The sequence below is a fragment of the Actinacidiphila acididurans genome (genome assembly GCF_016918855.1).
In the GTDB taxonomy this organism is placed as follows: Bacteria; Actinomycetota; Actinomycetes; order Streptomycetales; family Streptomycetaceae; genus Actinacidiphila; species Actinacidiphila acididurans.
In genome coordinates, this window is record NZ_JADKYB010000002.1 from 325,165 (window position 1) to 340,060 (window position 14,896).

A 14,896-nucleotide genomic window follows, 5' to 3' on the forward strand; every position below is an offset into this window, starting at 1 on the left:
GGCGACCAGTGTTGAACCGCTCACATCGAGTGTCAACACTTTCGGCAAGCTCGCCGAAAGCTGCGATCAGGGGACTGTTTCCCGTGCCGTCATTGGCGCTGATCAGCGCACCACTTCGGCCGCTTGATTGCCCGTGACGTCAAAGATCCTGGAAAGTGCCCTCGAAACCCAAGATCGTTCGATCCGAAATTTTCGAAAAAGTTTCGGACAGGAATGGGCGAGCCGACCCCCGCGTCAGGCAGGAACCCGGGCAGGCGTAGTGTCGTCTACACCGCTGTAGTCATCTCTCGCAGACAGCCCGCCGAAGGCGGCCCGGCGCCTTCGCGGCAAGGGCACGCGCGGCCTCCCGAACAGGGGCCCTTGATGTCCACCTTGACCTATACCGAGGCCGTGAGCGTCGGCCTGCTCCAGGGCGTGACCGAGCTGTTCCCCGTCTCCAGCCTCGGCCACAGCATCCTGCTGCCGGCCCTGCTCGGCGGACACTGGAAACGCGACCTGAACGTGTCCGCGGACAACTCGCCGTATCTGAGCGTGCTGATCGGCCTGCACCTGGCCACCGCGCTGGCCCTGCTGGTGTACTTCCGCCGGGACTGGGCGCGGGTGATCGGCGGGCTGTTCAGCTCCATACGCCGGCGCCGGATCGAAACCGTGGACGAGAAGCTCGCCTGGATGCTGATCATCGCGACGATCCCGGTCGGCATCGCCGGCCTCGCCCTGGACCACGTGTTCCGCACCGCGCTCGGCAAGCCGGTTCCCGCCGCGATCTTCCTCGCCCTGAACGGCCTCGTCCTCTACGGCGCCGAACTCCTGCGCCGCGGCGGCACCGGCCGGCGCCGGGCCGGACACGTCCCCGCGCCGGGCGAGGAGGAACTCAGCCCCGACGAGCTGTCCGACCGCCGGATCACCAAACTCAGCTACGGCCAGGGGACCATGATCGGCGCCGCCCAGATCCTCGCCCTCATGCCCGGCATCAGCCGCTCCGGCGTCACCATCTCGGCCGGCATCTTCCGCGGCCTGTCCCACGAGGACTCCGCCCGGTTCGCCTTCCTCCTGGCCACCCCGGTGATCGGCGCGGCGGCCCTGCTCAAGGTGCCCTCGCTGATGGGTTCGGAGGGCGACGGCATCCGCGGCCAGGTCCTCGCCGGCAGCGTCGCCGCCTTCGTCGCGGGCTACATCGCCGTCCGCTTCCTCACCCGCTACTTCGAGAACCGGACGCTGACGCCGTTCGCGATCTACTGCGCGGTGGCGGGGGTCGGCAGCCTGGCGTACCTGAGCATGCACTGACGGGGTTGGGCGGGGCCGGGGATCACCGTTCGGGGAACAGGCCGGGCACCCGGGCCCGCAGCAGGCGGGCGGTGACGTATTTGAGGGCCGTCGGATCCCCGGCCGTGGCGAGTCCCGCGGTGAGCCGGCCGGCGTCGCCGAGCAGCCGCTCCGCCCGCTCGCGCAGTTCGTCCCCGAGCGTTACGGCCAGGCCGATGCGGTCGGCGAGCGCGGAGATCCGTTCCGCCGCCGCGGTGCCGCCTTCCCGCAGGTGGCGGACGACCGCGTCGGCCGCTTTGGTCTCGCCGCGGCCGGTCAGGGTCTCGTGCAGGGCGATCAGCGGCCAGGTGGGCTTGCCCGCCCGCACGTCGTCCATCGGGGCGGGAGCGGCGGGCGTGCCGAAGAAGTCCGCGTAGTCGTCCGCCAGTTGGTACAGGACCCCCGCCTCGATGCCGAACCACTCGGCCAGGCCCGCCCGTTCCTCCGGTACCCGGGCGAGATAGGCCGCGATCCAGGCCGCGCAGCCGAACAGCGCACCGGTCTTCCAGGCGATCATCCGCTCGTACGGATACGCGCCCAGGCTCTCGTACCACCCGTCGAGCCACCCGATGTCGATGGACTGCCCGAGGTACAGCCGTACGGCCGCGTCGTCGGCCCGGTCCCGCACGGCCAGCTTCTCGGCCGCGCCGACCAGGGCGGACCGGTGCAGCGGCCGGTAGGCGAGGGTGCGGACGATTCCGGCGAGGTTGATGGTGCTGCTGACCCCGGCCGAGACGTGCACGGCCGGCGCGCCCCGGCGGAAGGCGGCGTTGTCCTGGATGTCGTCCAGCACCAGCGACGCCAGATGGTGCAGCTCGATCCCGACGGCCGCCGGCACCATCCGCCCCGGGTCCCCGCCGAACGCCTCCACCACGCCGAACATCAGCATCGGCCGCAGCCGCTTCCCCCTGCGCCCCACCTGCGTCCGGACCAGCCGCTCCATCTCCGGCAGCGCCTCCCACGGCCACCGCCCCAGCTCCTCCTCGACCCCCCGGTCCAGCTCGCCCAGCCACTCGGCCAGCCCGGCGGGCAGCGGTTCGGCCATGGTGATCACCGGCTGCCCACAGCTTCGGCGAGCCGGTCCGGCGAAACGCTTCCCTGCATGTCCTGACTCCCCGGCCGACCGACGACGCACGGGCTGACGCCCCGCACGAATCCCCTCCCAGTGAGCCCCACCCCCGCCCGCGACGCCTCCCGAACGCGTCCACCCGTGGGACGCCGCCTTCGCAGTCCGCGCCGGGAACGTCGTCAGGCGGACGTCGGCGACAGGTCGTAGAGGCGCATTCCGCTCCGGGACGTGTCGCTGACGGCAAGCAGCAGGAAGCCGTCCGGGCGCCGCAGTACGGCGGGGTTCACACCTGGGAACTCGGAGTTGGTGACGGCGCCGGTGACGATGTCGCGGACCTGGAAGACGCCGTCGAGGGTCGAGACCAGCAGGCGCCCGTCGCCCTCCAGGCAGGCTCCGGTCACCGCGGTGGCGTTCTCGCCGAGTTCCAGAGGGGTGCCGATCTCCTCCCCGGTGGCCGCGTCCCAGCGGGACAGCACGCCGTTCATGTCGAGGGAGGCCAGGACGGCTCGTCCGTCCGGCAGGGACAGGGCGATCATGCGCATGTTGTAGCCGGCGGGACCGTGGACGGGCTTTCCGAACGGCTGGCCGGTGGCCGCGTTCCAGCGCAGCACGACGCCGACCTCGTCCTGTGAGGCGATGAGCGCGGTGCCGTCGGGAAGCGTGGCCGAGGTGATGGTTTTGACGGGGTAGCCGTGGCCGGTCAGCGGGCCCAGGGGTTGTGCGGTGGCCGCGTCCCAGTGGTGGACCAGGCCGTTGCAATGTCCGGCGCCGGCGACATACGCCTGCCCGCCGGGCAGCGGGCCGCTGGTGATGTCCCAGATGGTGTCGACCTCGGCCATGTCCTCGTCCGGAACGGCCTCGCCGGAGTCGGCGTCCAGGCGTTCGACCCCCATGTCCGTGGCCACGGCGACGACGGGACCGCGCCCGGCCGGGTGGGCGACGGTGACCGCCGAGACCAGGTCGGTGCCCGGGAAATGCCACAGCGGCTCACCGGTGCCCGCGTCCCACCGGCGCACGTCGTAACCCGCGCCGGTCGACAGCAGCACGACACCGCCTCGGCTGTCATGGGCCAGTTCCGGCACCGCGAACTGCCCGGGTGCGGCAATCGTCACAGTCGGCCTGGCCCGGAGCGGCTTCAGCACGGCGTCTCCCACCGCGTAGGCAACGCCTCGAATGTCATGGTCACCCACCTGTTCACGCTCGCGTGGAACGTCCGCCCGGCGAGTATGCACCACCGGTGAGTCCGTCCCCTCGGCGAGGCCCCCACCGGCAACGAGGCCCGGGCAACGGGACGAACCGGCAACTTGCTCCCATGTCCACCGCGGAGCGGCAATCGCGGTTGGATGGGCAGCGGATCGGGGAAGAGCGGTCCACGCGCGGGCATATGCGCAGATTCATGGGGGGAACCATGCTTATCACGTCAAGGACGCCACGCCTGCTGAGCGCCGCGTTCACCGGAGCAGTCGCGGCCGGGCTGACGCTCGCCGTGCCGGCGGGGCCCGCCGCCGCGGCGACGGAGGAGTTGAAGGCGGCGGCCATCGATGTGGGGTCGGGCTATTACGACGAGGCGGGTGTGGCGGCCACACCCGATGGCACGGAATACATCGGCCTGCAGGACAACACCTCCGACGGAATCTTCGGGAAGACCGGGCACGTCGCGCTGGTGAGGAACAACAAGCTGGCCAAGACCATCACCGTCACGACCAATCCCATCGACGCCTCGTCGGCGGGCGGCACCGTGTTCTTCCTGGGGGACGGGGCGTCGAAGTACACGGGCAAGGTCGTCACCGTGAACGGGGACACGCAGACCGCCGACATTCCCATCACGACGTTCGACCCCACGGCGGTGGCGGCCCGGTCGGCGGACCTCGCGTATGTCGTCGGTGAGGACTGGGACGTCCTGAGCAGCGGCCTCGACGGGTGGCTGCTGCCCGTCGGGTCCGGGGCGACGGCGCTGCCGACCGAGCGGGTCATGCCCCGCCCCGAGGGGATCGCGATCGGCAAGGACGGCACGCTGTACGTGGCCGGCTATGCCAGTGACGATCCGAACGTGCCGACCGGCGGGGAGCTGCTGGCCATCGCGCCGAACGGCACCCGGACCACTGTGCCGCTCGACGGCAAGCCGCAAGCCGTCGCCGTCGGTCCGGACGGCACCGTGTGGGTGACCTCCGACCGCCCCGGCGCGGGGGTCTACGACAGCTACCTGTACGCGCTCCAGGGCAGCAGGATCAGCCATATCGTGCACGTACCCACCAGCACCGGAAACCTCGCGGTCACCCCGAGCGGCACGGTGTACGGGGTGGGCGGCCTGTCGCGGTTCGCCGTGCGCAACGCCACCGTCGTGGCGCAGAGCAACAACTTCATCTACTACAGGGGCATCGCCGTCGCGCCGAACGGCCGGGTGTATACCGGCTCGCACAACCAGGGCCTGATGCTGCTGGCGGCCGACGACGCCACCCGGCCCACCTTCCCCGGCGCACCCGCGCTCTCGGTACGGACCGGGACCGTGACCGCCACCGCCGCCCCCGTCGCGCTCACCTGGAAGGCCGCCGACAACCACGCGCTGGCCCAGGTGCAGGCGACCTCACCGGCGAAGCTGACCTTCGGACCCACGGCCACGGTGTGGAACACCACGATCCGGCCGGGCGGGAACGTGGTGTGGTCGCTCACCGCCCGCGACACCTGGACCAATACGGCGACGGCGTCCGTGACCCGCTCGGCGGCCCTGGTCACCGAAGGGTCGGGACACCGCTCCGGCACGTGGCGGGTCGTCAAGGGCAAGGACTACCTCGGCGGCCAGGTCCTGACGGCCAACGGCAGGAACGCGGCACTGGCGTGGACGGTCACCGGCCGCTCCGTCGGCCTCACCGCGGTCAAGGGCCCCACGCAGGGCCGGGCGCTGATCTACGTCGACGGCCACAAGATCACCACCGTCGACCTGCACGCCTCCAGGACCGCCGACCGGCAGGTCGTGTGGACCCGCACCTGGAGCACGGCCGGCTCGCACACCGTCAAGATCGTGGTCGAGGGCACCGCCGGCCGCCCCAACGTCGCCACGGACGGCCTGACCGTCATCCGCTGACGCACCGACTGACGTCTCAACTCACGTACCAACCGGCGCATTCACCGGCATTCACGGACAGCGGCATCGCGCACCGGGTCCCGCCCCCGACTTGGGCGGGACCCGGTGCAAGCTTCGATTGCCGTTCACCAGCGGTTTTCTCGTACGGCAACGTGTCGAGGTGTGATCCTTGACGATCCTCACGACGTGCGGATCAGTCGCAAGAAGGAGACCACGAATGTTCGACCGTTCCAGCCGCCCGGCGGGCCGGGCCAGACGCACCGCGCTCGGGGTGGCCGCCTCGATCGCGATCGGCGCCTGCATGGTGAGCGTGTCCGGCGGCCCGGCGGTGGCCGCCCCCGCGGGCAAGTCCCCGCTGATCCCGGGTGACCTGCTGGTGAGCCGGGTGCACTACACCGGCACCGCTTCCATGATCACGCCCGGCGTCACCGTGCTGCCGACCGGCGCCGTCGCCGTCGCGGACGGCTCGTTCGCGCACGTCTGGGACAACGTCTCGGTCGACGAGAACTTCGGGGTCACCGCGCCGATCCACCTCGACCAGATCACTCCGTCGGGCACCACGGTCGACTCGATCACCGCCCCCGACGGCACCCCGAGCGCCGCCAGCCGCGGGCACGACCTGCTGATGGGCAGCTTCTCCTCGAAGTCGGAGCTGGCGCTCAACCTGTCCACCGGCGGCGACGCGGTCACCCTCATGGGCTACGTCACCCCGGCGAACACGCTCGACGCGTCCAACGGCAACACCCCCGGCGTGGTGGACCCGACCAACCCGGACGCCCAGTCCGTCTACCGCGCGGTCGGCGAGCTCGACGCCAACGGCAAGTTCCACGTCACCGAGACCAACGCCTACAGCGGTGACAACGGCCGCGCGGCGATCCTCGACGACGCCACCGGCACGTACTACACCGCCGGAAACTCCAACAACGGCTCCGGCACCTCCGTCCCGGGCACGATCTACGGCACGGGCGCGCAACTGGTCACCCCGGCCCACACGCCCGAGCAGGCGCAGAACCCGGGTCAGCCGACCCCGGTCGGCGGCTTCAGCGTGACCCAGCTGCCCGGTGTCACCAAGGCGGACAAGCTCGGCAAGGACACGAACTTCGCCTCCGTCGCGCTCCACGACGGGGTGCTCTACTACACCAAGGGCTCCGGCAGCAACGGCGTCGACACCGTCTACTTCGTCGACACCACCGGCACCGCCTGCCCGAGCGGCGTCGGCACCCCCGTGCCCGGCGCGCCGCTGCCGACCGCGGCCGACACGTACGACGCCGAGACCGGTCAGCCGGCCGACAACATGTGCGTCCTGGCCGGGTTCCCGACCGCGCCGGCCAAGTCGATCAAGACCCCGGACACCGGCGCGTCGAGCAACACCGCCGACTTCGGCGCGATCTGGTTCGCCAACCCGACCACGATCTACGTCGGCGACTCCGGCAACGGCACCGACACCTACAGCAACGGCAGTTTCACCGCCGCCGCGGCCCAGAACCTCGCCGGCATCCAGAAGTGGTCGCTGGTCAACGGCACCTGGACCTACGACTACACCCTCAACGCGGGCCTCGGCCTCGGCGTGCCCTACACCGTCCCCGGCCTGCCCACCGGCACCAACCCGGTCACCGGCACCCCGTGGACCCCGGCGGTCGACGGCATCCGCAACTTCACCGGCAAGGTCAACTCCGATGGCACGGTGTCCCTCTACGGTGTGACCACCGCGGTCGGCGGCGTGTCCGACTACGGGGCCGACCCGAACAAGCTGGTCTCCATCACCGACAACGTCGCGGCCACCAGCCTGCCCGCCGGTGAGAAGTACACCACCCTGAAGACCGCCGCCGCGGGCGACGTCCTGCGCGGTGTCTCCTTCACCCCCGGCAGCACCCGCTGACGTAACGCGAAACGCGAGTCGGCGGGAGCGGGCCCCACAACCACGCCCGCCGACAACGGCGACTCCGGTCAGGCAGGCGGGATCTCGCGGGCCGCGATGGCGGTGAGCGCCTCGGCGGTCGTGGCCCGGTACAGGGTGGGTGCCACACCGGGGAGGGGCTGCGGGGCGACGAGGGCGGTGCGGGTGCCGGCGCGGTGGCCGGCCTCGATGTCGCCGGCGGAGTCGCCGACCATCCACGAGGAGGACAGGTCGCGGTCCAGGTCGCCGGCGGCCTGGTGGAGCATTCCCGGGGCCGGCTTGCGGCACGAACAGACGACGGAGAGCCGGGGCACGACACCGCCCGGATGGTGCGGGCACAGATAGATCCCGTCCAGCCGGACCCGGTGAGGGGCCAGGAGTTCGCGCAGGCGCCGGTGCATCGGTGGAACGGCCGCCTCGTCGAACAGGCCGCGGGCCAGTCCGCTCTGGTTGGTGACCACGACCAGAGCGAAACCGGCCTGCTGAAGGGCGCGCAGCGGCGGCCCGACGCCCGCCTGGAGCACCAGGTCCTCGGGGCGGGACGGGTAGTGCCGCGGTTCGGTGAGGGTGCCGTCGCGGTCGAGGAACACCGCCGGCCGCCGAAGGGTGCCGGTGCGCGCCGGGTCGTTCCTGGGCAGGTTCACGCGTGCGACGGGGCGTGGACCTTGAGCACATTGCGCAGGTAGCCGGCCGCCGCGGACGTCTCGGCCAGGAGAATCGACCGCGCGCAGTGCGGTTCGAGCGTGAGGTACCCGTCGTAGCCCGCGGTGGCCAGGCTTTCCACGATCGCCGGCCAGTTCAGTTCCCCGGCGCCGAGCGGCGCCGTGTCGTACGCCCTGCCGTGATCGGTGTACCGGGTCCAGCCGTCGGCCGGGGTGTCCGCCGGCGCCCGGCGTACGTCCTTCACGTGGGCGTAGCGCACCCACGGCAGGAGCAGCGGCAGCGCGTCGCGGTCCGGGGATACCGAAGCGCACAGGAAGTTCGCGGCGTCGAAGTTCAGGCCGAACCAGGGCGAGTCGACCCGCTCGAGCAGTGCCGCCAGCGCTTCCGGCCGCCTGCTGACGTCGGACCCGGCCGGGTCCCAGCCGAACGCGTCGAACTCGTTCTCCAGCACGACGACGACCTCCTCGGCCGCGGCGTGGTCGAGGACCGGTGCCAGCGCGTCGGCGTACGCCGCGACGGCATGGTGGTCATCGACCACCGGCGCGTGGCCGAAGTAGGTGTTCACCCGGTCGCAGCCGGTCCGGGCCGCCAGCGTGATCGCCTCGTGGAGCAGCGCGACGCCCTCCACGCGGCCGGCGCCGTAGAGCGTGCTGGGGGTCGATACGCAGGCTGTTCGCAGCCCGGCGCGGTCCAGCTCGCGCAGCGCGGTGTCGACACCGTCCCGCGCGGCGTTCTTCGGATACCAGAATTCCACCGCGTCGCATTGGGCGGACCCGGCCATTTCGATCAGGTCGTCCACGCCGTCGGCGTCCGTGAATTCGGTGCCGGAAACCGCGATCGACATTCCTTGCAACGTGATTTCCTCTCTGCTTGCTGCTCTCTGATCGGCGCTGCCGGTGCCTGTCGCCTGCCTGTGACGCGCCGGTCACCCGGCGAGGATCGCCCGGCGAAGGTCACCCGGCGAGGATCGCTCCGAGCCGCTTGCCGAGCGCGAGCGTCGTCATCGACGGGTTCGCCGCTCCCGTGCGCGGCATCACCGACGGCCCGCACGCGTACAAGCCCGCTATGGCGGTGAACTGGTGGTCCTGGTCGAGGACTTCACCGAAGGCCAGCGTGCCGCCCTCGTGCTGCTCGGAACCGAGCGGGAAGCTGTACGTACGTGGCGTCGGTGTGCGGGCCGCGGTCAGCCGGTCGGCCAGGTCGGGCGAACCGTGCTCCGCCGAGAACTCGAGCGAGTCGGCCGGGACCCCGAGCAGTTGCGCCGTTTCGGCCCACAGTTCGCCGAGCAGGTGCTGCTGCGCGGCGCGTACCTCCTCGTCGGCCGCTTCGAGCCGGGCGTGCACGGTGGTCGGCCAGGGCCATTCGTCGCCGCCCTCGCACCGCACCCGGCCGTGCGGGCCGCGGCGCTGCTCGCCCATGGTCCAGCTGTCCAGGCCGACCGTGCCGTCGGCGCCTTCGGTGAAGCGCACGAACTGGTTGGACCGGGTGCCGGCGGTGCCGGTGCGATGGTAGATGTGCCCCTCACGAGCAGCGGCCCGGACCGCATCGGGAAGCCGTTCGGCATCGGCGACGGCGACGTTGAACCCTTGCGAGATCTTGTCCACGAGGCCTGGCAGCTCACGCGGCGCGTCGGCGCCCGAGCCGGCCAGCGCCTGGATCGCCAGCCGGCTGTTCACGACCGTACCGGCGGCCAGCACCACCCGCTTGGCTCGCAGATCGCGCAGTTCGCCGTCCTCGGCGCGGACCAGCACGCCGGTCACCCTGCCGCGCTCCACACGGACCGCCAGGACGTCGTGGCCGGCCAGGATCGGCACGCGCCGCACCCTCGGGTCGCCGTCGTCGTCCCACCACGCCAGCGGACTGAACGCGCTCCACCCGCCGCCGGGTTCGGTGCGGGTGGCGTGCGGCGTACGCCCGAACTCCAGTTCCCCGACGGTCAGCCCGGCGGCTCCGGGAGCCTCGGCGCCCCAGGCGACCACGTCGTCGACGACCCGCTCGTACAGCGACGGGCCCCCGTCCCACGTCTCGGTCAGTTCCTTGACCACCGCGTCCGGCCACTCCTCGGACAGGGCCCACCGCTCGACGGGCAGCAGTACGCCGCCCCAGTAGAGCGAGCGGCCGCCGACCCGGCGCCGCAGGCCGGCCAGGTCGCGGTAGACCCCGCCGGCGCTCTCGTACGGACGGCGGAAGTCCGGGTCGGTGTCCGGACGCAGCCAGAGCCGTAGCGCTTCGGCCGGGGAATACTGGTTCTGGATGTGTGCGCGGCCCCGGTCGGGCCCGGCCTCCAGAACGGCCACCGACCCCCCGTCCCGCCGGCCGATTTCCGCCGCCGTCGCGAGACCGGCCATTCCTGCGCCGATGACGAGTGTTTCCACGTCGACCGACGTTCCCATGAACACCCCACAGTTGTGTTGGTAGTCCGAGTGCTGTCATCGGGCGGCGAGGCGACCGCTCGGGCGGTGCGTCACCCCGTCACACCCGGCACGGCTGCTCCAGGCTCGCCGCCATGGTGAGCGCGCTGCTGCTGGGCAGTTCGAGCTTGTAGGCGTAGTCACCGCGGGTCAGGTCGAAGGTGTCCGTTCCCTGGCCGACGAGTTCGGTGGCCATCGCGGCGATCAGCAGGTGCCCCGGCGAGTCACGGCCGTGGCTCATGTTGTAGGCCGCGCGGTAGGCGTAGTAGGTGCGGTCGTGCCGGAAACCGAACCACCCGGCGAGCAGGGTGTCGTCCAGCCACAGCTCGTGCAGCCGCGCGGCGCTGGACGGCTCGGCGGCGACGGCCGCGTACGTCCGGTCGATCACTCCGCCGTCGAACGGCGCCACCGCGTCGGGCCGGTCACCCCACTGCTGGTTGTGCAGGGCGATGAACGCCGGCAGGCGGGCGGCGATCCCCTCCGAGGTGTCCGCGCAGGTCAGCCGCAGCGTGCCGAGCCGTTCGATCCGGCGGCGCTTTCGCCGCATGTCGCGCCGTTCGCTGACCCGTTGGACGACCTCGGGGTCGGTGAGGTCGAGCCGGAACACCGTCTCCGACGGCTGGGGCGCCGCGCCCAGCTCGGACACGGCGCGCACCAGCGGTCCCTCGGCCACCAGGTTGCTCAGCTCCAGGCGGGCGCCGAACTCCCGCTGACACCGGCCGATCGCCTCGGCCAGCCCCTCGATGTCGGGCCCGGGCCCGGTGGGCGACGCGTCGCCCACCTCCGCGACCTCGTGGTAGTCGGCCCACGGCCAGGACAGCGGGCGCAGCACCGCCGTACCGCCGTCCTGGTGCAACTGCAGGCCGACCACCACGGTGGGCCGGTCGGTACGGGTCAGGTGGACCAGCACCGGGGTCGCGCCCTCGGCGTCGGCCGCCTCACGAATCCAGGCCCGCCACCAACCGCGCGTCTGGAACGGCGTCCGCGCCGAGAGCCGGTGCGCGTCCAGGAAATCCGTCGCGGCCCGTGCGCCGTACTCGAACGCGACCGCAGTCATGCGGTCCGCTCCCTCGGCCGCGACCCCGGTGCGGCGCTCATGACGCTGCCTTGGCCGCGTCCTCGACAGTGGTGCGGAACAGCCGTGCCGCTGCCTCGATCGCCTCGGCGTCGGCGTCCACGTCGATGCCCACCGCGCTGCCGAGGTAGGAGTCGACCACCCCGACGCTCAACGCGATGGTGCGGCTGAGCAGGTCGTCCGTGCGCGGCAGGCTGACCGGCGGGTAGGACGGACGCAGGACCGCGCGGTCCGGCCGGCGCCGCTCGGACGCCGTCGACGCCGCCTGATCCGGCCGCAGCTGCGGCATGTTGACGTAATTGTGCTTGCCCGACTGGCTCAGGGTGATCGTGCCCAGCCGGGTCGCCACCTCGGCGGCCAGGGCCGGGTCCGCGAAGGTGTACGCGAGCACCGTGGCGCAGTCGCCGTCCGGGTCGTGCAGTGTGCGGGGCGTCACCCCGGGCAGCTCGCCGATCGCGGCCGCGAGCTTGTCCCGGTTGGCCCGCAGCGTGCGCAGGGTGTCCGGCACCTTGCGCACCTGGGCGAGCGCGACCGCGCCGGTCAGCTCGTGCATCCGCAGATTCAGGCCGAACAGCGGCGGCCCGTCGGTGACGCCCAGCCGCAACGGCGCGGCGCCGTGGTCGTGCAGCGCGAACGCCGTCTCGTACAGCTCCTTGTCGTCGGTGAGCAGCACACCGCCGTCGCCGGCCGTGAAGGTCTTGAAGACGTTGAGGCTGAACGCGCCGAACCCGCCGACCGTCCCCAGGTGCCGGCCGTGGTACGTGCCGCCGCCGGCCTGCGCGCAGTCCTCCACGAGCAGCAGCCCGTGCTCACGGGTGACGGCCTCGAGGGCGTCGAGATCGCACGGCGCACCGAGCATGTGCACGGCGATCACCGCCTTCGTACGCGGGGTGATCTTCGCGGCCACGTCCGCAGGATCGATCAGCAGGCTCTCGTCGATCTCGGCGAGCACCGGCTCGGCCCCGGTGTGCACGACCGCGGCGATCGAGGCGATGAAGGTGTAGCCGGGCACGATCACCTCGTCACCCGGGCCGATCCCCGCGGCGAGCAGACCGGCGAACAAAGCACTGGTGCAGCTGTTCATGCCCAGGCAGTGGCGTGCGCCGGTCAGGGCGCGGAACTCCTGCTCGAAGCGGGCGACCTTCGACGGCTGCGCGGCCCCGTCGTGGTTGTCGAAGCGGTACCGGCTCAGCTCGCGCTCACGTATGACGTCGAGCAGCTCGGCCTCCTCTTCCGGGCCGATGCGGGAAACTCCAGGTCCGGCCATGGCGGACTCCTTATCTACGATTCTGTCGTGTTATCCGTGCCGGCCGGCGGTCGCGGGCGGGGATGCGGACACCCGGCCGGCCAGGTCGCCCGGGACCAGATCCATCAGGAGCGCGTCCCGCCACGTGTCGCCGTGGCGTTCGTACGCCCGCATCAGGCCGACCTGCTGGAAACCCACCTTCGTCAGGCACCGCACGGCGGCCCCGTTGCCGGCATTGGGCGCCACGGTGATGCGGTGCCGGCCGGCGGCGAAGACCGACTCGGCGAACAGCCGCAGCGCCCGTGTCCCGATCGACCGGCCCCGGTCGGCCGCGTCGGCCACCGCCACCGCGTCGAGCTGGATGTGGTCGAAGTCCGGGTCGGCATCGGTGCGGTACTCCAGGAAGCCGACCGGACGCTCCCGCTCGAGCACCACCAGGCAGCGTTCGTGCTGGAATCGGCTGAGCACCCCGTCGGTCGGTTCCAGCGCTCGCCACGCCCGCACGTCGGCGTCGCCGAACGCCCGGCGGAAGAGCTCGAGGTCGCCCGGTATCGCGCGGCGCAGGCCGATCCCGCTCTCGTCGACCTGGTCGTCCTCGACGACGGCGGCACCGGGCCGTACCGACACCTGCTCGCCGTCCGCGATCAGCGCTTCCAGCAGGTCGACCAGTCCGGCGGCGTCCTCCGGCCGCGGGTCCGGTACGACGCGGCAGGTGGGCGCCGCGAGCGCCTCGGCGGTGAGGAACGGGTGGTTGCCCAGGACCAGCAGCGGGCGTCCGGTGTCCAGGGCGAGACCGATCTCGGTGAGCGTGCCGTAGCGCCCCTCGAACGCGATCATGCCGTCGCCGCACCAGTTGAGGATGTTGCTCCGGGCCAGGTCCATCGAGGTGGGCAGGGCCCAGGTGGTCCCGTCCTCGGCGTCGGACAGCCGGTTCCACTTCAGCAGCGCGAGGGTGTCGCCGCCGACCGCCTGGCAGCCCTTGTTGACCGCGGCCGCCACGCCGCCCTCGCCGCCGCTGATCACGCCGTAGCCACGCCTGGCGAGTTCCTCGCCGATCAGCTCCGCCAGCCGCAGGGCGTCGGTGCCGGCATTGCCGGGCCGGCCACCGAGCACCGCGATCGCGCGCCGCCGGGTCATTTGACCACCTCCTGGTGATGGGCCCGCCGCATGCTCCATGCCAGCTGGTCCAGTTCGATCAGTACGTCCGCGGGGCGCACGCCGGCCGCGCACGGCGCCGGACAGCCGGAGTAGTAGCGCCGGCAGGTGCCGTTGGGCTTCATGTAGGAGCAGGACAGCGCGATGGCGCTCTGCACCGCGCGCGAGACGTCGGGAGCCGCCACCGGCGACCAGATGTTGCCGTCGGTCGCCAGGAACAGCGTGACCACCGGGCAGCCCAGCGCGGCCGCCAGGTGCACGGCCAGCGTGTCGTTGCTGACCAGCACGTCCAGCCCGGCGATCCAGTCGCGCAGCGTCTCCAGGGAGCGCAGGAACACCGTGTCGGTGACGGCCGGCTCCGCCGACAGCCGATGCGCCAGATCCTGCTCGTCCGCCGCCAGGCCGACCGCGACCTCGACGGTCAGCCCCCGGTCGCCCAGCTCCGTCATCAGCGTCGACCAGTCCTCCGCCGGCCAGCGCTTGACCGCGGCACTGGCCCCGACGTAGCAGCCGACCACGCCCGTACGGGGCTGTCGCCGGTCCTCGAGCCAGGCCGGGTGGCCCAGGTCGACGGGGACGTCGTGCGCGCGCAGGAGATCGGCGGCCTGCTCACCGAAGGGCCGCCGCTGCGGCCGGCTGCCCATTTCGTGCAGATCCCAGCACTCGACGCCCCTTTTCGCCGCCTCGGACCGGAAATCGAAGTAGTTTCCGTCCTCGGTGGCGAATTCCATCCTGAGGTTGACGACCAGTTCCACGCCGTTGCGGTCGATGAAGTCCCACAGGGCCTTCCGGTCGGCCGGCAGGAACCGTCGCCAAAGTTTCGGGAACGTGCCGGAAGCGCCCCGCATGCCGACCGCCGAGCGCACCCATTCCGTGTCGAGCGCGGTGTTCGGCGACATGAAGTAACGCAATTCCGGGTGACGTCGCTCGAGCGCCGCCAGCAGCGGCGCCACAATGATCCCGTTGCCCACGCCTTCGTTGATCACGACCATTGCC

12 protein-coding genes are annotated in these 14,896 nt (G+C 71.7%); 3 read left to right on the forward strand and 9 right to left on the reverse strand.

Annotated features, from left to right (window positions below):
• Nucleotides 1-363 precede the first annotated feature (363 nt).
• Nucleotides 364-1,284 (forward strand): undecaprenyl-diphosphate phosphatase, encoded by a 921-nt coding sequence (locus ITX44_RS04465; protein WP_205355655.1) that lies wholly within the window; start codon nucleotides 364-366, stop codon nucleotides 1,282-1,284.
• 22 nt (nucleotides 1,285-1,306) lie between these two features.
• On the opposite strand, the gene ITX44_RS04470 is transcribed toward ITX44_RS04465, so the two are convergent.
• Together ITX44_RS04470 and ITX44_RS04475 are read right to left on the reverse strand one after the other, a co-directional pair.
• A complete protein-coding gene (locus tag ITX44_RS04470) occupies nucleotides 1,307-2,347 on the reverse strand; it encodes a polyprenyl synthetase family protein (RefSeq protein WP_205355656.1) in 1,041 nt (346 codons plus the stop codon).
• A gap of 203 nt (nucleotides 2,348-2,550) precedes the next feature.
• A complete protein-coding gene (locus tag ITX44_RS04475; protein WP_205355657.1) occupies nucleotides 2,551-3,513 on the reverse strand; it encodes a WD40 repeat domain-containing protein in 963 nt (320 codons plus the stop codon).
• A 266-nt stretch (nucleotides 3,514-3,779) separates the two neighbouring features.
• Here ITX44_RS04475 and ITX44_RS04480 point away from each other — a divergent pair, with 266 nt between their 5' ends.
• Nucleotides 3,780-5,453, forward strand: coding sequence for an NHL repeat-containing protein (locus tag ITX44_RS04480; RefSeq protein WP_205355658.1), 1,674 nt, complete (start codon nucleotides 3,780-3,782; stop codon nucleotides 5,451-5,453).
• 217 nt (nucleotides 5,454-5,670) lie between these two features.
• Nucleotides 5,671-7,332 carry a hypothetical protein gene (locus tag ITX44_RS04485; protein WP_205355659.1) on the forward strand — a complete coding sequence of 554 codons (1,662 nt, stop codon included), beginning with the start codon at nucleotides 5,671-5,673 and terminating at the stop codon, nucleotides 7,330-7,332.
• Between the two features lie 68 nt (nucleotides 7,333-7,400).
• Here ITX44_RS04485 and ITX44_RS04490 read toward each other — a convergent pair whose 3' ends face one another.
• The 7 genes from ITX44_RS04490 to ITX44_RS04520 all read right to left on the reverse strand — a co-directional run bounded on the left by ITX44_RS04490 (nucleotide 7,401) and on the right by ITX44_RS04520 (nucleotide 14,892).
• The gene (locus ITX44_RS04490; RefSeq protein ID WP_205355660.1) at nucleotides 7,401-7,994 is read right to left on the reverse strand and encodes a D-glycero-alpha-D-manno-heptose-1,7-bisphosphate 7-phosphatase; all 594 of its coding nucleotides are present in this window, start codon (nucleotides 7,992-7,994) and stop codon (nucleotides 7,401-7,403) included.
• On the reverse strand, nucleotides 7,991-8,857 hold the full coding sequence (locus ITX44_RS04495; protein WP_205355661.1) for a sugar phosphate isomerase/epimerase family protein: 867 nt from the start codon (nucleotides 8,855-8,857) through the stop codon (nucleotides 7,991-7,993). Before ITX44_RS04495 ends, ITX44_RS04490 begins: the two co-directional genes overlap by 4 nt.
• 109 nt (nucleotides 8,858-8,966) lie before the next feature.
• Complete coding sequence (locus tag ITX44_RS04500; RefSeq protein ID WP_205355662.1) at nucleotides 8,967-10,406, reverse strand: GMC oxidoreductase; 1,440 nt, start codon at nucleotides 10,404-10,406, stop codon at nucleotides 8,967-8,969.
• A 79-nt stretch (nucleotides 10,407-10,485) separates the two neighbouring features.
• Complete coding sequence (locus ITX44_RS04505) at nucleotides 10,486-11,481, reverse strand: GNAT family N-acetyltransferase (protein ID WP_205355663.1); 996 nt, start codon at nucleotides 11,479-11,481, stop codon at nucleotides 10,486-10,488.
• Between the two features lie 37 nt (nucleotides 11,482-11,518).
• Nucleotides 11,519-12,766 (reverse strand): DegT/DnrJ/EryC1/StrS family aminotransferase, encoded by a 1,248-nt coding sequence (locus ITX44_RS04510; RefSeq protein WP_205355664.1) that lies wholly within the window; start codon nucleotides 12,764-12,766, stop codon nucleotides 11,519-11,521.
• A gap of 30 nt (nucleotides 12,767-12,796) precedes the next feature.
• Nucleotides 12,797-13,882: a GNAT family N-acetyltransferase gene (locus ITX44_RS04515; RefSeq protein ID WP_205355665.1), complete on the reverse strand. Its 1,086-nt coding sequence runs from the start codon at nucleotides 13,880-13,882 to the stop codon at nucleotides 12,797-12,799.
• On the reverse strand, nucleotides 13,879-14,892 hold the full coding sequence (locus tag ITX44_RS04520) for a glycosyltransferase family 9 protein (protein WP_205355666.1): 1,014 nt from the start codon (nucleotides 14,890-14,892) through the stop codon (nucleotides 13,879-13,881). Before ITX44_RS04520 ends, ITX44_RS04515 begins: the two co-directional genes overlap by 4 nt.
• Nucleotides 14,893-14,896: the final 4 nt, after the last annotated feature.